This is a genomic window from Candidatus Pantoea multigeneris, from assembly GCF_011752615.1.
Classification (GTDB): Bacteria; Pseudomonadota; Gammaproteobacteria; order Enterobacterales; family Enterobacteriaceae; genus Pantoea; species Pantoea multigeneris.
Genome location: NZ_VWXF01000001.1, coordinates 504271 through 521280, shown reverse-complemented (window position 1 = coordinate 521280; position 17010 = coordinate 504271). Strand labels below are relative to the sequence as shown.

The window sequence follows — 17010 nt, the reverse complement described above, 5'->3', positions numbered from 1 at the left end:
GCGCACTATCATCCAGCCTGGCGACGTAAATTTGCGCAGTCACACTTTTTTTCAATTTATCTAACCTATTCAGCGCAATATGCCGTAAAAAGTGCGGTTGTTTAGCCCGTTTACTGAGGATGAAGTGTTGAAAAGGCGTCTGTTAATTACTGTTACTGGCATGTTGGTTTGGGCAGCGGCTGCCCATGCGGATGATAACACCATGCCTTTCCCCCTGACGCCACCTGGCATTGATGCGGCTTCGTGGGTTCTGATGGATTCAGCCACCGGCCAGGTGTTAACTGCGGGTAGCCCGGATGAGCGCCGCAACCCTGCCAGCCTGACCAAGCTGATGACCGGCTATGTGGTCGACCGCGCGGTGGATCAACACAAAATTTCCCTGAACGATGTGGTTACGGTGGGTAAAGATGCCTGGGCGGCCGGTAATCCGGTGTTCAAAGGCTCCTCACTGATGTTTATCAAACCTGGCGATAAGATCACCGTGCGCGATCTGAGCCGTGGCGTGATCATTGATTCCGGTAATGATGCCTGTGTGGCGCTGGCCGACTATGTCGCTGGCAGCCAGCAGAGCTTCGTCACCATGATGAACTACTACGTGCAGAAGCTGGGCCTGCAAAATACCCACTTCGAAACGGTACATGGTCTGGATGCTCCTGGTCAGTTCTCCAGCGCTCTGGATATCGCTAAAATCTCACGCGCCATCATCAACGGTGAGCCTGAGTTCTACGCCATGTACAGCGAGAAAACCCTGAGCTGGAACGGCATCAACCAGAACAACCGTAATGGCCTGCTGTGGGATAACAGCCTGCATGTGGATGGTCTGAAAACCGGTCATACCGAAACCGCAGGCTTCAACATCGTGGCCTCTAACGTGGTAGATGGTCAGCGTCTGATTGCGGTGGTGATGGGCGGTAAGAGCTCTAAAGGGCGAGAAGAGCAGGCGCGTAAACTGCTGGTCTGGGGCCAGAGTAACTTTACGACCGTGCAGCTGTTCCACGCCGGGAAGAAAATCGGTAGCGAAAATGTCTGGTACGGCAACCCGCATCAGGTAGATGTGGGTACCGCAGCCGATGAATCTATTACCGTACCACGCAGTGAAGCGCAGAACATCAAAGCCAAATATGTCCTGTCTGGCAAAGAGCTCGATGCGCCATTGAAAGCGGGTCAGGTCATTGGTGAAATCCAGGTGATGGATAAAGATAAGCAGATCGGCAGCTATCCGTTAGTCGCGCTGAATCCGGTGGATAAAGCCGGCATTGTGACGCGTCTGATTGACTACGTGAAACAAAAAATCTAATCCGTTGGGCGGCTGGTGAAGACCACTGGCTGCCACTTGAAAACAGATTGTTATCTGAACGTTTCCCCGCTGTGTTAAAGGCGTTTCACGCTTGCACAATAGTGACATGCTGACAAAATAAACGCCTTTTTTCTCGTTTCTACGGTTATTTCTCAGAGAGGCAACCGCTACACTAGTGGCTCGGCTTTTATTCACGGAACACCGTTTTGCGTCCCGACAAACCCATTTCAAAACTCGAATTCTGGTTTTATCGTCACTATCGCAGCGTGCATGGCGTGCGTATTGCCATCGCGTTTGTGCTGTCGTTTCTGTTTGTCCGTATCACGGATATCCCCGAAGGCACCTGGCCGCTGATTACCCTGGTGGTGGTGATGGGGCCGATCTCGACCTGGGGTAACGTTTTCCCACGTGCGGTACAGCGTATTGGCGGCACCATTGCCGGTTCCATTTCGGGTCTGATTGCCCTGAAGTTAGAGTTAATCTCCCTGCCGGTCATGTTGGTGTGGTGTGCGGTGGTGATGTTTGCCTGTGGCTTCCTGACGTTGGGTAAACACCCCTACATGGCGCTGCTGATCGGCATTACGCTTAGCGTGGTGGTTGGCTCACCCGCCGGGGATTTCACCATGGCGCTGTGGCGCGGCGGTGACGTGATTCTGGGGTCACTGATGGCGCTGATGTTCAGCGCCGTGTGGGCGCAGCGGGCTTACACGCACTGGCGTATTCAGCTCAGCGATGCGCTCGGTGAAATGGCGAAAATCTATCACGCCGGTTTCTCCGCCAATCTGGTTGAGAAGCCCCGGCTCAATAAGCCGTTTCAGAAGCTGCTCTCCAACGTCATTAAAATGCGTGCGCTGCTGGTGCCCTCCAGCAAAGAAACGCGCATTCCGAAGTCGGTGTTCGAGGCGATTCAAACCACGAATCGCAATATGGTGACCACCATTGAACTTCAGGTGAATGCCTGGTGGGCTTCGCGGGAGAGCCACCTGCTGTTGCTGAATGCTCCAGGGTTACGTCGCTTGCAGCAAACCACCGAAAATACCCTGCGTGCGCTGTCACAGCTGGCTATACACGGTAAAAGCGACGAAGTGACCGCCAGCAGCCATGAACTGGCGGTATTGAGCGCCGAGCTCAAAGCCCTGATTGCCGAAGCCGGCAGTGACAAACTGCAAGAGACGCCGATTCACGGCTATTTATGGCTTAGCCTGGAGCTGGCTAAGCAGCTGGAGCGCATCACCGACTTAATGAAACTGGCGCTGCGCAAATAACGCTCAAAGACAATCACTTAATGGGAAGATTGATTTGTTTGCGCTAAGATAAGGCCCAGTCCGATTTACGCTGTTAACATGGCCTTGCGGTGTTGGTGCCGCTAAGCTGTACGTGACGACTTGCTGCCTGTACAACAGGCATAGAAAAAGGTGCCCCAATGGATAATGCCAAACAATCATTTCAGGACGTGCTGGAGTTTGTGCGGATGTTTCGCCGTAAAAACAAGCTGCAGCGTGAAATTGTCGATAATGAGAAGAAAGTGCGCGATAACCAAAAGCGCGTACTGCTGCTGGACAACCTCAGCGAATACCTCAAGCCTGGCATGAGCATTGAAGCGGTACAGGAAATTATCGCCAGCATGCGTGCAGACTATGAAGATCGCGTTGATGAATACATCATCAAAAATGCCGATCTGTCAAAAGAGCGCCGTGAACTGTCGAAAAAACTCAAAGCGATGGGTGAACCTAAGCCTGAGTAAGCTTCCCACGACAGCGGGGCAACCCGCTGTCAGTTCACCGGCCTGCCGGTGGTCTCGCGAATGATCAATGTCGCCTTCAATGCCTTTTCCGTCTGCTTTTCCCCCTGCAATTGCGCCACTATCCGCGTGACGCTCACCGCGCCGAGTTGCTGTAAATCCTGCCGAACGGTGGTTAACGCCGGTTGATACCACGCACTTTCCGCGGTGTCGTCGTAGCCGATCAGTGACATCTGTTGTGGAATGGCAACGCCACGCTGATGCAGCGCGCGCATCGCGCCCAGCGCCATCTGATCGTTCGCCACCAGCAGCGCCTGCGGCAACAGGGGGTGAGCAGCGATTGCGTCATAGCCAGATGCAGCACTCCAGTCACCTTGCAGCACACATTCGGCGAGCAGGCCATGTTGAGCCAACGCCTGTTGCCAGGCGGCAAATCGCGCCTGGGCCGCAACGGAATCCGCAGGGCCGTTGAGAATGCCAATCTGCTTGTGCCCTAACGCCACCAGATGGTCAACGGCCAACTGCGCGCCAACGCAGGCGGGGTAGAGGCACTTAGCGACCGTGGCTTGTTCCTCGGTATCCAGAAACAATACCGGTTTCTCTCCACAGCGCTGTTGCACTGTTTCCGCCTCGCCTGCGGCCAGCGGCAGGTTGATCAGTAACCCGTCTACGCGCTGGGCTAACAGTTCACTTACCGTATCGGCGGCCGTTCCCCGGCTGCCCATGGCAATCACCAGCCGGTAACCGGCGGCCGCGGCACTGTGCTGAATGGCAGAGGCAATCTGAGCGGGTGCCAGCAAGGCTAAATCACTGGTCGCCAGCCCCAATGTGCGGCTCTGCTTGCCCGCTAGCTGTTGCGCAACGCGATTAGGAATGTAATTGAGCTGCTGCATCGCCGCCGCCACTTTGTCACGCGTGGCATCAGCCACCTGATGAGGCGTATTTAACACCCGGGAAACGGTTTGATAGGAGACGCCCGCAAGGCGAGCTACGTCATTCAGGGTGGCACTGCGTGCTGTCATTATCGGCTCCGATATCGGGAAGGCCTGAGTTTAACAGCCGTCGTTCGAGGCGGGAATAGCTGTCACATCACGGGTATCGGTATTGGAAGCGATTAATTTCTGCTTTGAGTTGCATGGTAGATATCATCATTTTCTCTTTTACCTACACCAATCACGGTGACGGTCACAATCTCATCATTGACACTGTAAACCAGTCGGTAGCCTGCGCCACGGAGCTTAATTTTGTATTGGTCTTTACGTCCGTGGAGTTGTGATGCTGGTACTCGTGGGTTTTGCAGGCGTTCAACGAGTTTCTTCTTGAATTGTTCCCGAACGGTATGACCCAGTTTTTTCCACTCCTTGAGCGCTGTTTCATTAAAGGCCAGCTTATAGGTCATCGATATTGACCTCGATGATCGCCTCACCGATTCGCTCATCTGCTATGCGGCCCAATTCCTGATCCTCCAGTATTTCCATCAGCTGAGCATATAAAGCCGGTGGAACGCAGTAAAAAGCAGGTTCATTGCGATTCAGGATAGCTACCGCTGCCCCTTCTCCTGAATTGAAAGTCCCCATCGGGTCACGTTTAAGCTCGGTAATGCTGGCCGCAGTAGTGGTTAAAATCTGAAAAGGCATAGTGTTTTCTCCGGTTAAGAGTTCTAATTTTAGGTCACTTAAAGGTGCTTTTAAAGGTTCGTTAAGAAAAAACATCAGGCTGTGCACCAGAACCGCCCCTTAACGAGGCGCGGCTCAGGTGTGCTATTAGCTCTGCTGGTAAACCTGGAGATTTACATACACTGCATTCAACAGTGGCGTGTTCAGACCATTGCGGCGGGCGCGATGCAGCAGATCGCCAATGATCTGATCGGCTTCAATGCGATAGCCCTGGGTTAAATCACGATACATAGAGGAGGTCATGGCGGTCTCGGGATTATTCAGCCACTGGTAAATCCCGGCAGTTACCGCGGGACGCGGACGATAGCCGTCAGCCGTGATTACACTCAATATTTCACTGAACAATGCCTGTAACAAGGCTTCACCCCCCTCAGACCGCAGCACCTGTTGGGTATTGCCGCGCGCCAGACAGGTAACGGCGCCGAGTGTGCTCAGCAACAGCCATTTTTCCCACAGCTCAGTGATAATATCGGCGCTGGGGAACAGATCGAAATGCGGCGTGCATAAAGCCTCTTCAACCTGAGCCAGACGCGGATCGTCGCGGTTATCCAGCGTGCCGAAGTAAAGCTGATGCAGGCGAGAAAGTTGGATAATTTCACCCTGATCACCCAGCGTGGCATGAATTTTACACATCCCCCCCAGTACCCGATGATCGCCAAAACGCGCGCGCAGCAGATCCAGATGCCGCATGCCGTTCAGCAGCGGCAGGATCAACGTCTCTTCACCCACCGCAGGGACGATGTCTTGCAGTGCTTGTTCCAGTGCAAAACTTTTCACACTCAGAATGATCAGATCAAACGACGTGGTCAGCTCTGCGGCTTGCAGCCACTGCGGGCGCAAGGTATCCGTGCTTTCCGGCGTTTGCAGTACCAGACCAAACTGTTGCAACTGCTGATGGCGGCGCTCACGCACCAGGAAAGTGACATCCCGCCCGGCCTGTGCCAGACGCGCGCCAAAATAGCCTCCGGTTGCTCCGGCTCCTACAATTAAAATGCGCATAGTTTCCCTGTCTTTGTGGTGTCTGAAGGTTAACACCTTAAGGTTTTGTGCTGCGGGATGCCAGCATTGCGGGTACTGATTTCCCTCATATTTTTCGGCAAAAAAAGACTTTTTCTCGCCCGATATTATTCATTATTGCGCTAACCATAGTTTTAATATGGCTAACCAAAGCGAATATCTGAATTCAGCACAACCATTGCCACTATTGTCGGTTTACATCCGGGAGGGGGAATTTTAATAATCAGCGCAACAGAGTTAGCCGGATAAAATAATGGCCTCATTGATTCAGGTAGCGCGTGAGACGGATGCTGAGGAAGTCTTTGATTTATTACAACGCGCCTATGCCGCAGTAAAAGAGTTTGATATTCGGTTTACCATTCTGCAAGGCACGGTAGAAAAAGTGCGTGCAGTGATTGCCACAGAAACCGTGCTGCTGTTGAGAAGAGAAGGGCGGGCTGTCGCCACGGTAACCATTAGAATGCCATGGGAGCAGGATGACAACGCACCGGTTCATCTGCCCTTTATTCACTGGTTCGCGGTAGATCCTGATTTTAAACGTCAGGGTTATGGCACGGAAATATTAACCTGGGCAGAACAGCATTTGCTGGCCGATACGCTGAAAGCCCCTGCGGTTTATTTAGCGACGGCCATTCGTCATCCCTGGTTGAGCAATATTTATCAAAACCGGGGTTATCAACCCTTTTTCTGGCGTACCAATCCTCTGGGGGAAGAGATGGTATTTCTGCGCAAATCATTAAGCGTGAGCGCAGCCATACCGGAACGTACGTAGTCATTCCGAACTATAACAACTCAACATAACAACGAAGGATTTTATGAAACTGAGCCTGCTCGCTTTGACGCTGGGAATTGCCAGCCTGTCTGCTATTGCTACTAACACCAGCGCCGCCGAACAACCTAAATCAGGTGGCGATCTCACCTGGGGAGTTGAAACCGAACCCGCGACCCTGAATCCACAGCTCAACGGCCAGGATAAAGTGGAACTGCTGCTACGTAACTCATGGGAATCGTTGTTAGCCCGCACGCCGGATGGCGGTTATGTGCCGTGGTTAGCCCAGAGTTACAGCGTCAGTGAAGACGGGAAAACCTACCGCTTCAATCTTCGCCACGATGTCACGTTCTCTGATGGTGAAAAATTCAATGCGGCTGCGGTAGCGGAAAACTTCCGTCACACCCAGGATGCCGCCTACTGCGCAGGTTCAACGCTGTGCGCTAAAGGCGCGCTGATCGACACCATCAGCACCCCGGATGACTACAGCGTAGTGGTCACGCTGAAGCAGGTTTACAGCCCGTTCCTGGCCTTCTCTTCGGGGCTGGCGCTGCTGTCACCGAAAAGCTGGCAATCAACCCAGCTCAAATCTGGGGGTAAAGAGCTGGCCGGTACCGGCCCCTTTATTCTGCAAAGCTACGAAAAGGGCCAGCAGATCACCTTCGTGAAAAATCCACACTACAACTGGGCACCGGCAACGGCACATCACCAGGGGCCGGCCTGGCTGGATCGCGTGACTTACCGCTTCCTGCCAGAGTCTTCGGTACGTACCGGTGCGCTGCTTTCCGGTCAGGTGGATGTGATTGAAGGGATTTCCGGCAACGATGCCGGTGAATTCAAGGATAACAAAGACTTCAGCTATCAACATGCCCTTAACACCGGGACGCCGTACTCGCTGTTCCTGAATGTGGAATACGGTCCGACCCAGGATGTCAAAGTGCGCCAGGCGCTGCTACAGGGGCTCGATATTGCGCCGATCCTGCAATCGGTGTATCGCGGCGAACGTACCCGCGTATGGGGCATCACTTCGCCTATCGATCCCCTGTATGACAAAACCATTGAAGGGAAATATGGCAATAACCCGCAGCTGGGAAATCAGTTACTGGATGAGGCTGGCTGGAAAACCCGTGATGCGCAGGGCTATCGCACCAGGGACGGCCAACGCCTGAGTATTGAAGTGATTCAGGCTCAGGCCACGGTACGCGACCAGCGTGACGTGTTATTGCAGGCCATTCAGGCGCAGGCCCGCCAGCGTCTGGGCGTGGATATCAAACTGCGCTATGTGGATTCCGGCACCTATGCGGATGTGCGCAACAGCGGGAAATTTGGCGCGATTGCTAACTCCAACACCCCGCCAGATGGCATCGATATTGAAAACCACTACCGTCCTGTGAAGGCCGGTGGACCGATCAACTATAGCCGTATTAATGACGACAAAATCAATCACTGGCTCGATCAGGCCGCCAGTACGCTGGATACCGCTCAGCGCCGTGGCTTCTATGGTGAGCTGCAAAACTATGCGCTGTTGCAGCAAGCGGTGGCGATCCCCCTGTATGAACCGGAAGACCAGGTAGCCGCGGCCAGCTATGTACATGGCATCCAGTTCCGCAGCTTCAAGCAGATGCCAGAAAACCCGTATGACATCTGGTTAAGCGCCCACTAACGGGAGAGTAAGTCATGAGTGTAGACAGTATTGTAAACCCATCGACCCCGGCGCGACCGGGGCCTGCACCGCGCCTGAAACTGGCGCGTCGTGTGGGTTTGCGCCTGCTAGGGGGCGTGGCGGTACTTTGGGCTGCGGTATCGGTGGCATTTGCCGCTGTCTACCTGGCACCGGGCGATATCGTCAGCCTGTTGATTGGCGAGCAGGTGCGCACGCCGGAAATCGAAGCCGCGATTCGCGCGGAGTGGGGGCTGGATAAACCCCTGTGGTGGCAATACCTGTCCTATATCTGGCGGTTACTGCATGGCGATATGGGACGTTCTTACATGCTCAATACTGATGTCAGCCACCTGTTGATGTCGCAAATCTGGCCCACCCTGAAGTTGACGCTGGCGGCGTTGGTGGTGAGCGTGGTGTTCGCCGTGCTGATCTCGGCGTTTACTGCGCATCGTCGCTGGGGGCGACGCATCGCTGCAACTCTGGAACTGCTGCTGGCTTCTACGCCTTCGTTCTGGATGGGGATTGTTCTGCTGTTTATCTTCAGCTTTACCCTGCGCTGGTTCCCGGTCGCCGGGGATCGCCAGTTTTCCGCGCTGGTGCTGCCTGCGCTCTCGCTGGGACTGTCGCAGGGGGCGGTGCTGGCGCAGGTGTTGCGGCGCGAAATGGAACTGGCGCTGGATGCACCGTTTGCCTTAACGCTGCGGGCCTGGGGCGTCACCGAGTGGCGCATTCGCCTGCGTCATGCTCTGCGTCATGCGGCGTTGCCTGTGGTGACTCTCACCGGCTGGCTAACCGGCGGCTTACTCAGCGGTGCGGTCATTACCGAACAGGTCTTTGGGCGTCCGGGCTTAGGTCGCCTGACGGTGGATGCGGTGCTGGCAAAAGATCTGCCGGTGGTGCTGGCCGTGGCCATTGTTTCGGCCCTGATTTATGTGGTGATGAGCACGCTGACCGACATTCTCAGCTTGCTGATTGATCCACGTTTACGTCTGCGTGAGGGGAAATCATGAGTGCAATAAGCCTGCGCCGCATTGCCGTTCCGCCAACCGGTTTATGGCTGGCGTTGTTATTTTTACTCATCATCGCGCTGGCGGTGATCGTGCCTGGCTGGTTAACCCATGCCGATCCGTTGCTTGCCGATCCCGTCAACGCACAGCTGCCATCCTCCTGGCAACACTGGTTAGGCACCGATCAGTTAGGGCGAGATGTGCTAGCCCGTGTGATCTACGGCAGCCGCTACTCGCTGATGATCAGTACCGCTGCGGTGACGGTCGCGGTGGTGTTCGGCACGCTGCTCGGGTTGCTGGCGGCCCTGGCGGGTGGGGTGATCGATGAAGCGATCAGCCGCACGGTAGATGTGATCTCCGCCTTCCCCGATCTGCTGCTGGCACTGATGCTGATTGCATTTACTGGCCCCGGCACCACCAACCTGATCATTGCCCTCGGCGTGGCTTCGGTGCCGCGCTTTGCGCGCGTCGTGCGTACCCAAACCTACCAGGTGATGACTTCGGGCTATGTGGAACAGGCGCGTACCTTTGGCCTGCCGCCAGTGACGCTGATTGGCCGTCACGTATTGCCCCACGCCATGGCACAAGTGCCGGCATTAGCCACGCTGGGTCTGGGCACGGCGATTATTGGCACGGCGGGCTTAAGTTTTCTCGGTATGGGACCGCAACCGCCCACCGCCGAGTGGGGGCTGATGCTGGCCGAGGGGCGCAACTACCTGCGCAACGCGTGGTGGATTGCGGTCTGGCCGGGCGTATTTATTACCCTGACGGTGGTGGCGGTGAATACCGTCGGCCGCTACTGGCAGGCCCACTTTAGCGGGAGATCAGTATGAGCCGCCCCCTGATAGACATTAAAAACCTGACCATTCGCTTTGGTCCGCACACGGTGGTGAAAAATCTCTCGTTACAGATAGCACCAGGGGAGTCCGTGGCGCTGGTGGGGGAGTCTGGTTCGGGGAAAACCCTGACGGCGCGCAGCCTGCTGGGCCTGTTGCCGCCGGGAGCTGAACTCACCGCTGACCGCTTTGTTATCGCGGGTGAAGAGATGGCGCAGGCGAGACCCGGTGAATGGCGGGGTCTGCGCGGAAAACGTATTGGCTATGTGTTGCAGGATGCGCTGGTGTCTCTGGACCCACTGCGGCGCGTCGGGCAACAACTGGCGGATGCACAGCAAGGCAGTGGGCAGAAACCGACGCAGGCACGCAGCCTGGCGCTGCTTGAAGCCGCCGGGATCGCCGATGGCGCACAGCGTCTGTCACAGTATCCACATCAGCTTTCCGGCGGACAGCGGCAGCGCACGTTAATCGCCACGGCACTGGCTGCCTCTCCTGGCTTGCTGATTGCCGATGAACCCACCACGGCACTGGATATGACGGTGCAGCGACAGATCCTGCAACTGCTGGCAGAGCGACGAGCTGCCGGACAGGCTCTGTTACTGATCAGCCATGATTTGGCCGTGGTGTCTGAACTGGCGGACCGGGTACTGGTGATGCGTGATGGTGAAGTGGTTGAAGAGGGGCCGGGCGAGCAGCTATTGCGTCGACCACAGCATCCCTGGACACGTCAGCTACTGCGCGCCGTACCGACGCCGGAAACCCGTGGGCAACGTCTGGCAACCGCTGAACCGGAGCCGCTGCCGCACCGTCAGATCCAACATGATAAACCGCTGCTGGAGGCCAAAGGTCTGCATAAAGCCTATGGCAGCCGTCAGGTGCTGAATAACGTCAATTTTCGCCTGCACCCCGGTGAAACCCTGGGCGTAGTAGGCGAATCCGGTTCGGGGAAAACCTCGCTGGTGCGGGTGGTGATGGGCTTAACGGAGCCGGACAGCGGTACGCTGCTGCTGGAGGGGCAGCGCTGGAATAATCTCAGTGAGGCGGCACGCAGGCCGCAGCGTGCGCGGCTACAGCTGATCGCTCAGGATCCTTTCAGCTCGTTTGATCCGCGCTACACGGTAGAGAAAATCATCGGTGAAAGCCTCGACAGCGTCGGCATCTTCGGCGCAGAACGGCAGCGCCGCGTGCGGCAACTGTTGGATGAAGTGCAACTCGGCGACCGCTTTTTAACCCGCTATGCCCATCAGCTCTCGGGTGGTCAGCGACAACGCGTTGCCATCGCCCGCGCCTTTGCGCCTCAGCCCGCGTTGTTGGTGGCCGATGAGCCGGTCAGCGCACTGGACGTCTCCGTGCAGGCCCAGGTGCTGGATCTGCTGGCAGAGATGCAGGCCGAGCACGGCACTGCGCTGCTGTTTATTTCCCACGATCTCGGCGTGATCCAGCATTTGGCGGATCGCGTAATGGTGATGCGCAATGGGGAAGTGGTCGAGCAGGGCGAAGTGACGACGCTGTTCCGCTCGCCACAACATCCGTGGACCCGCCAATTGTTGCAGGCATTGCCACATCTGCCTGCCGCTTCTCATGTTAATTTTGCAGGGAGTCAGCTATGAGTCAGCAGTCACGTCAGCTTCGTCTTGGGGCGATTATTCAGGGGCCATCGGGCAATATGTCCGCCTGGCGTCACCCGGATGCGGTAGCCGATGCCAGTATCAACGTCGAATTTGTGCAACAGCTTGCGCGCAAGGCCGAGCAAGGGCGCTTCGACTTTCTGTTTATCGCCGATGGTTTATACATCACACCGCAGTCGATTCCCCATTTCCTCAACCGCTTTGAGCCGATTACGCTGCTCTCTGCGCTGGCATTGGTGACGCGGCATATCGGGCTGGTCGGCACGCTTTCCACTTCCTACAGCGAGCCTTTTACCGTGGCGCGGCAGTTTGCCAGTCTTGACCACCTCAGTGGCGGGCGCGCTGGGTGGAACGTGGTCACGACGCCGCTGGAAGGTACCGCGAAAAACTTTTCCCGGGCGAAGCATACCGAACATGATGAACGCTACCGGGTGGCGAGTGAATATTTGCAGGTGACCAAAGGGCTGTGGGATTCGTGGGAAGCCGATGCTTTCACGCGGGATAAAGCCAGCGGCCAGTACTTTGACCCGACCAAACTGCACACGCTGAACCATCAGGGGCACTACTATCAGGTACAGGGGCCGCTGAATGTAGGGCGTACGCCGCAGGGCCGACCGATTGTGTTTCAGGCGGGAGCCTCAGATGCAGGGAAAGCGTTGGCCGCCGAAGCTGCCGATGCCATTTATACCCGCCAGGAGACCCCGGAACAGGCAAAAGCGTTCCGTGACGATGTGCATCAGCGTCTGATTGCCCAAGGCCGCAGCCCGGATGAGCTGCTGGTGTTCCAGGGCACCAGCGTGATTATTGGTGACAGCGAAGCCGACGCAGAACAGCGTTATCAGGCCACGGCACAGTTGGTGACGCTGGAGAAAGCGCTGGAGTATCTCGGCCGTTACTTTGAACATCATGACTTTAGCCAGTATGACCCCGATGCGCCGTTCCCCGACATTGGCAACCTCGGCGAAAACAGCTTCCGCAGCACCACCGATGCGATCAAGCACAAAGCGCGCGCGGGCAATCTGACACTGCGCCAGGTGGCGCTGGAAGAAGCGACACCGCGTCCTTCATTCCTTGGCACCGCTGAGCAGGTGGCGGACGGGTTGGCGCACTGGTTCCTCTCTGGCGCGACCGATGGCTTTATTGTGCGCGGTGGCACGCCAACGGCCTTTGATGATTTTGTCGACCAGGTGATCCCACTGTTGCAGGCGCGCGGGCTTTATCGCCGTGAATATGAGGCAACAACGCTGCGTGAAAACCTCGGGTTGCCAGAGCCAGAAAATCAGTTCGCGGCGAAAGCACAGCGGGTGGCATAAAGCGGCAGGAAGAAGCTCAATTTGGGAGGCAGCTTAGCCAGAGACAGGCTACTCTAGCGGCATATCACTGTTTAAAGGTGCCTCATTATGAAAAAAATTGGATTCCTCTCTTTCGGCCACTGGACGCCGTCCAATCAGTCCGCCACACGCTCTGCGCAGGATGTGCTGTTACAGTCTATCGACCTGGCCGTAGCCGCTGAAGAGTTAGGTGCTGACGGGGCTTACTTCCGCGTTCACCATTTCGCTCGCCAGTTGAGTTCGCCGTTCCCACTGCTGGCCGCGGTGGGTGCGCGTACCAAAACCATTGAGATTGGCACGGGCGTTATCGACATGCGCTATGAAAACCCGCTCTATATGGCGGAAGATGCGGGTGCCGCTGATTTAATCTCCAACGGTCGACTGCAACTGGGCATCAGCCGGGGTTCACCGGAGCAGGTGATTGATGGCTGGCGTCATTTCGGCTTCTCTCCGCGTGAGGGGGAAAGTGATGCGGACATGGGCCGTCGTCACACCGAAGAGTTACTGGAAGTGCTGCGTGGAGAAGGGTTTGCTGAGCCTAACCCGCAACCGATGTTCCCGAATCCACCGGGCCTGCTGCGCCTTGAGCCTTTCTCTGAGGGGCTGCGTGAGCGCATCTGGTGGGGTTCCGGTTCGAATGCCACGGCGGAGTGGGCGGCAAAACTGGGTATGAACCTGCAAAGTTCCACCCTGAAAGATGACGAAACCGGCGAACCGTTCCATATCCAGCAGGCGAAGCAGATCCGTCTGTACCGTGAAGCCTGGAAAGCCGCAGGTCATACGCGTGAGCCGCGTGTTTCTGTTAGCCGCAGTATCTTTGCGCTGGTGAATCAGATGGACCGGATGTACTTTGGCCGCAGCGGTCAGGAGAGCGATTCCGTGGGTTATCTGGATGCCAACACGCGCGCCATTTTTGGTCGTAGCTATGCGGCTGAACCGGAGAAGCTGATCAAACTGCTGGCGGAAGACGAGGCGATTGCTGAAGCGGATACCCTGTTGCTGACGGTGCCAAACCAGCTGGGTGTGGACTACGCGGCCCACACCATTGATGCCATTCTGAAGTACGTTGCCCCGGAACTGGGCTGGCGCTAAGCGCTAGTCGTGAGGGTACTGGCTGAACACCGGTAACTGCTCCATCTGTAGCGTGAGGCGCTGCAGATGGGGATACTGCGTGCTGGCTACCACCCCAGGCAACATGTATTGAATAAACCGCCATACCACGGCACTGGTGATCGCCACCTGATCCACCTTTCGCGTTTCCCACCCGCGCTCGGCAATCAAACCATTCCAGGCTGCACAGGCCGCATGTAATTGCTCTTCAACTCGGGCAATCCACGGCTGGTGACTCTTCTCTTCCGGGCGTACGCGATGTTCGTAGATGTGCTGTACTGCTTTTTCACCGGCGGCGAGGGCGGAGCCCAGAATCCGTAGATCTTCTGCCAGCGCCTGAGGCTGTGTGGGTAACAGTTGATGCGCTGCATCTGCCTGGGCTTCGAAATAGCTCAGAATCAGATTCGACTCCATCAACGTAGTGCCATCTGCCAGAGTCAGCGTTGGCGCTTTCACCACCGGATTAACGCGCTGGAACGCCGCGTAATCACTGAACACCGACAGCGGCAGGTTTTCAAAGGCAACGCCGTAATAGTGCAGTGAAATCGCGACGCGACGAACAAAAAGTGAATCCAGCATTCCGTACAGCTTCATAGGCAGTCCTGTAAGTAAAAGTGACGTTATTGCGATGCACAGACACCATAACCGAGCTATTCCGGGAAGAAAATTGCGGATTTCTCACGGATTATGTAAGTTTTACTGACAATTCATGCAACAGGGCGTTCTATGGCCGATTATCCTCCCGTGGCAGCGCTGCGTAGTTTTGAAGCGGTGGCGCGATTAGGCAGCGTGACGCAGGCGGCGCAGGAGCTACACGTCAGCCATTCTGCTGTTAGTCAGCACCTGAAATCGCTGGAGTTACAGGTGGGCGTTAAGCTGTTTAACCGGCATGGGCGCGGGTTGTTGATCAACGAAGAGGGCCGATTGTATGCCCTGCATGTGCGGGATGCGCTGCAACGCATTGCAGAAGCGACAAGGCTGGTGCAGGCTCGTCCACGTGTCGCCGAAGTAACGCTGGCGCTGGTGCCCTCATTTGGCAGCCACTGGCTTATTCCGCGTTTGCCGCGCTTTCGCGCCCGTTGTCCCCACATCACGCTGCGATTAATCGCCGGTTTAACCCTGAACGACCTGCCCCAGCAGGGTATTGACGTAGCGATTCGCATGGGGAAAGGGGACTGGGAAGGGGTACAAAGTCAGCTGCTGTTTCGCGATGAGTATGTGGTGGTGGCGGCTCCGCACTTTAATGGCGGCGTACTGCCGCACACGCCCCAGGCGATTGTCGACAGTGCATTAATCTTTTCCATGGAGTCCTGGCAGGCATGGTGTGATAAAGCCGGGATCGCCGCGCCGCCCGCTCGCAGCGGGCTGTGCATCAATGACTCGAACTTGCTGCTGGAAGCGGTGCGTTTAGGTCAGGGGATTGCGCTGGAACGGCGTTCGGTGGTGCAGGCAGCGATCCAGCGCGGAGAGTTGGTGCAGCTAAGCCCCGTTAGCGTGGCCTATCCGTGGCCCTACTGGTTAGTCACCACGCCGGATCGTGACAGTGATGCGCGGCGTGAACTGATCGGCTGGTTGCAGGAGGAGGCCGCCAGTTACCTTCAGCTTACTGAGCCGTGGCAAGCTGGCTCTCGCGCTGACGCATAAACAGCAGCAGCACCAGCGCCAGACCGGCGGCAAACAGGATCACGCCGCCCATCAGCATCATGCCTGCGGTGAATGAGTCCGTCATCTCGCGGGCGATGCCCATCATAAACGGCCCGGCAAAGCCGCCAAAGGCCCCAATCGAGTTGATTAGGGCTATGCCACCCGCTGCCGCCTGACCGCGTAAGAAGGTGCCGGGCAGGGTGAAAAAGATGGTTTTGGCGGAAATCGTCCCCACCAACGCAACCGTGATCCCGATCAGGGCTGGCACCAGGCTGGTGAGAAACAGGGAAACCATTAAGGCCGCTGCGGCCAACAGCAGGGCAGCGATCAAATGCACCCCAGCACGCCCCCCGCGATCAACTGCTCTGGCCCAGAAGATCAACCCCAGCGTGGAGAAGAAGTAGGGGATCGCGGCCAGCCAGCCGATCAGCCCCAGCTCTATGCCCTGAGATTTCAACATCTGCGGCAGCCAGATGCCGATGCCGTAAGTGCCAGACGTATAGCTAAAGGTGATGGCGCTCAGTAACCAGACGCGCGGGTCACGCAGTACCGCGCGGAAGTGGTGGCTTTTGTCGTTATGCCCTGCTTCCGTTGCCAGCATTTTACGGTAGGTGTGTTTCTCTGCATCACTCATCCAGTGGGCATTTTCCGGGCGATCCGCCAGCCAGCGCAGGGTGAACAGCCCCAGCACGATCGCCGGTAATCCTTCAATCACAAACATCCACTGCCAGCCCGCCAGTCCTGCCAGGCCGTGCATTTGCAGCAGGCTGGTGGAGAGCGGGCCACCGACTAAAAACGACACCGGGGTGGCAATGGTGAACCAGGCCAGCACGCGGGTGCGAAACTGGGGCGGAAACCACAGGCTGAGATAGAAAATCACGCCTGGGAAAAACCCCGCTTCGGCAATCCCCAGCAGCAGCCGCAGGGTATAAAAACTCCAGGGGCCGACCACCACCGCCATCAGCGTAGCAACCAATCCCCAGCTGATCATAATGCGGGCCAGCCAGACGCGCGCCCCGTATCGGTACATCGCCAGATTACTGGGCACTTCACACAGGCAGTAGCCAAAGAACATAATCCCCGCGCCAAGACCAAACTGAAAGGCCGTCAGACCGAGCTGATCGCGCATTTGCAGCGCTGCGTAACCGACGCTGGTGCGGTCGAGATAATTAAAGAAGTAGGCCAGACCGAGCAGCGGAATCAGCCGCCATGCGGCGATACGGCACAGGCGGCGCTCTTCGGGGCTTAGCGCTGGTGGTGACAGATCGTTACGGATTTCAGACGTCATGGG

At 56.7% G+C, this 17010-nt stretch carries 17 protein-coding genes; 11 read left to right on the top strand and 6 right to left on the bottom strand.

The window, feature by feature from the left end; translation table 11 throughout:
* Positions 1-127: 127 nt before the first annotated feature.
* The 3 genes from dacD (at position 128) to tmaR (ending at position 3041) form a co-directional block, all read left to right on the top strand.
* Complete coding sequence (gene dacD / locus F3J40_RS02430) at positions 128-1297, top strand: serine-type D-Ala-D-Ala carboxypeptidase DacD (RefSeq protein ID WP_205297194.1); 1170 nt, start codon at positions 128-130, stop codon at positions 1295-1297.
* A 206-nt stretch (positions 1298-1503) separates the two neighbouring features.
* Complete coding sequence (locus tag F3J40_RS02425; protein ID WP_167012444.1) at positions 1504-2562, top strand: FUSC family protein; 1059 nt, start codon at positions 1504-1506, stop codon at positions 2560-2562.
* Positions 2563-2720: 158 nt separating this feature from the next.
* Positions 2721-3041 carry a PTS system regulator TmaR gene (gene tmaR, locus F3J40_RS02420; protein ID WP_017348097.1) on the top strand — a complete coding sequence of 107 codons (321 nt, stop codon included), beginning with the start codon at positions 2721-2723 and terminating at the stop codon, positions 3039-3041.
* Positions 3042-3070: 29 nt separating this feature from the next.
* Here the strand turns inward: tmaR and F3J40_RS02415 are convergent, their stop codons facing one another.
* From F3J40_RS02415 to F3J40_RS02400, 4 genes are all read right to left on the bottom strand, one after another.
* On the bottom strand, positions 3071-4060 hold the full coding sequence (locus F3J40_RS02415) for a LacI family DNA-binding transcriptional regulator (RefSeq protein ID WP_167012443.1): 990 nt from the start codon (positions 4058-4060) through the stop codon (positions 3071-3073).
* Between the two features lie 92 nt (positions 4061-4152).
* Entirely contained in the window at positions 4153-4437 is a 285-nt protein-coding gene (locus F3J40_RS02410; protein ID WP_167012442.1) for a type II toxin-antitoxin system RelE family toxin, read from the bottom strand.
* Positions 4427-4675: a type II toxin-antitoxin system Phd/YefM family antitoxin gene (locus F3J40_RS02405; RefSeq protein WP_167012921.1), complete on the bottom strand. Its 249-nt coding sequence runs from the start codon at positions 4673-4675 to the stop codon at positions 4427-4429. The genes F3J40_RS02410 and F3J40_RS02405 overlap by 11 nt, the downstream gene beginning before the upstream one ends.
* A 126-nt stretch (positions 4676-4801) precedes the next feature.
* A complete protein-coding gene (locus F3J40_RS02400) occupies positions 4802-5713 on the bottom strand; it encodes a ketopantoate reductase family protein (RefSeq protein WP_167012441.1) in 912 nt (303 codons plus the stop codon).
* 271 nt (positions 5714-5984) lie between these two features.
* On the opposite strand from F3J40_RS02400, the gene F3J40_RS02395 reads away from it, so the two are divergent.
* The 7 genes from F3J40_RS02395 to F3J40_RS02365 all read left to right on the top strand — a co-directional run bounded on the left by F3J40_RS02395 (position 5985) and on the right by F3J40_RS02365 (position 14057).
* The gene (locus F3J40_RS02395) at positions 5985-6503 is read left to right on the top strand and encodes a GNAT family N-acetyltransferase (protein ID WP_017348100.1); all 519 of its coding nucleotides are present in this window, start codon (positions 5985-5987) and stop codon (positions 6501-6503) included.
* Positions 6504-6546: 43 nt separating this feature from the next.
* Positions 6547-8163 (top strand): ABC transporter substrate-binding protein, encoded by a 1617-nt coding sequence (locus F3J40_RS02390; protein ID WP_167012440.1) that lies wholly within the window; start codon positions 6547-6549, stop codon positions 8161-8163.
* A gap of 14 nt (positions 8164-8177) precedes the next feature.
* On the top strand, positions 8178-9173 hold the full coding sequence (locus F3J40_RS02385; protein ID WP_167012439.1) for an ABC transporter permease: 996 nt from the start codon (positions 8178-8180) through the stop codon (positions 9171-9173).
* Positions 9170-10003, top strand: a complete 834-nt coding sequence (locus tag F3J40_RS02380) for an ABC transporter permease (RefSeq protein ID WP_167012438.1) — start codon at positions 9170-9172, stop codon at positions 10001-10003. Before F3J40_RS02385 ends, F3J40_RS02380 begins: the two co-directional genes overlap by 4 nt.
* Positions 10000-11616, top strand: coding sequence for a dipeptide ABC transporter ATP-binding protein (locus F3J40_RS02375; protein ID WP_167012437.1), 1617 nt, complete (start codon positions 10000-10002; stop codon positions 11614-11616). The genes F3J40_RS02380 and F3J40_RS02375 overlap by 4 nt, the downstream gene beginning before the upstream one ends.
* Positions 11613-12947, top strand: a complete 1335-nt coding sequence (locus F3J40_RS02370) for an LLM class flavin-dependent oxidoreductase (protein ID WP_167012436.1) — start codon at positions 11613-11615, stop codon at positions 12945-12947. Before F3J40_RS02375 ends, F3J40_RS02370 begins: the two co-directional genes overlap by 4 nt.
* 87 nt (positions 12948-13034) lie before the next feature.
* Positions 13035-14057: an LLM class flavin-dependent oxidoreductase gene (locus F3J40_RS02365; RefSeq protein ID WP_167012435.1), complete on the top strand. Its 1023-nt coding sequence runs from the start codon at positions 13035-13037 to the stop codon at positions 14055-14057.
* Between the two features lie 3 nt (positions 14058-14060).
* Here F3J40_RS02365 and F3J40_RS02360 read toward each other — a convergent pair whose 3' ends face one another.
* On the bottom strand, positions 14061-14669 hold the full coding sequence (locus tag F3J40_RS02360; RefSeq protein ID WP_167012434.1) for a glutathione S-transferase: 609 nt from the start codon (positions 14667-14669) through the stop codon (positions 14061-14063).
* 132 nt (positions 14670-14801) lie between these two features.
* On the opposite strand from F3J40_RS02360, the gene F3J40_RS02355 reads away from it, so the two are divergent.
* A complete protein-coding gene (locus F3J40_RS02355; RefSeq protein ID WP_167012433.1) occupies positions 14802-15719 on the top strand; it encodes a LysR substrate-binding domain-containing protein in 918 nt (305 codons plus the stop codon).
* Here the strand turns inward: F3J40_RS02355 and F3J40_RS02350 are convergent.
* Positions 15679-17007: an MFS transporter gene (locus F3J40_RS02350; RefSeq protein WP_167012432.1), complete on the bottom strand. Its 1329-nt coding sequence runs from the start codon at positions 17005-17007 to the stop codon at positions 15679-15681. The two genes, F3J40_RS02355 and F3J40_RS02350, sit on opposite strands and share 41 nt — an antisense overlap.
* Between the last annotated feature and the right edge of the window lie 3 nt (positions 17008-17010).

Coding starts and splice junctions, on each gene's coding strand:
- F3J40_RS02385 (WP_167012439.1), top strand. CDS start 8,178: ATGAGTGTAGACAGTATTGTAAACCCATCGACCCCGGCGCGACCGGGG.
- F3J40_RS02410 (WP_167012442.1), bottom strand. CDS start 4,437: ATGACCTATAAGCTGGCCTTTAATGAAACAGCGCTCAAGGAGTGGAAA.
- F3J40_RS02355 (WP_167012433.1), top strand. CDS start 14,802: ATGGCCGATTATCCTCCCGTGGCAGCGCTGCGTAGTTTTGAAGCGGTG.
- F3J40_RS02405 (WP_167012921.1), bottom strand. CDS start 4,675: ATGCCTTTTCAGATTTTAACCACTACTGCGGCCAGCATTACCGAGCTT.
- F3J40_RS02370 (WP_167012436.1), top strand. CDS start 11,613: ATGAGTCAGCAGTCACGTCAGCTTCGTCTTGGGGCGATTATTCAGGGG.
- F3J40_RS02350 (WP_167012432.1), bottom strand. CDS start 17,007: ATGACGTCTGAAATCCGTAACGATCTGTCACCACCAGCGCTAAGCCCC.
- F3J40_RS02395 (WP_017348100.1), top strand. CDS start 5,985: ATGGCCTCATTGATTCAGGTAGCGCGTGAGACGGATGCTGAGGAAGTC.
- F3J40_RS02360 (WP_167012434.1), bottom strand. CDS start 14,669: ATGAAGCTGTACGGAATGCTGGATTCACTTTTTGTTCGTCGCGTCGCG.
- F3J40_RS02375 (WP_167012437.1), top strand. CDS start 10,000: ATGAGCCGCCCCCTGATAGACATTAAAAACCTGACCATTCGCTTTGGT.
- F3J40_RS02365 (WP_167012435.1), top strand. CDS start 13,035: ATGAAAAAAATTGGATTCCTCTCTTTCGGCCACTGGACGCCGTCCAAT.
- tmaR (WP_017348097.1), top strand. CDS start 2,721: ATGGATAATGCCAAACAATCATTTCAGGACGTGCTGGAGTTTGTGCGG.
- F3J40_RS02380 (WP_167012438.1), top strand. CDS start 9,170: ATGAGTGCAATAAGCCTGCGCCGCATTGCCGTTCCGCCAACCGGTTTA.
- F3J40_RS02415 (WP_167012443.1), bottom strand. CDS start 4,060: ATGACAGCACGCAGTGCCACCCTGAATGACGTAGCTCGCCTTGCGGGC.
- F3J40_RS02390 (WP_167012440.1), top strand. CDS start 6,547: ATGAAACTGAGCCTGCTCGCTTTGACGCTGGGAATTGCCAGCCTGTCT.
- F3J40_RS02400 (WP_167012441.1), bottom strand. CDS start 5,713: ATGCGCATTTTAATTGTAGGAGCCGGAGCAACCGGAGGCTATTTTGGC.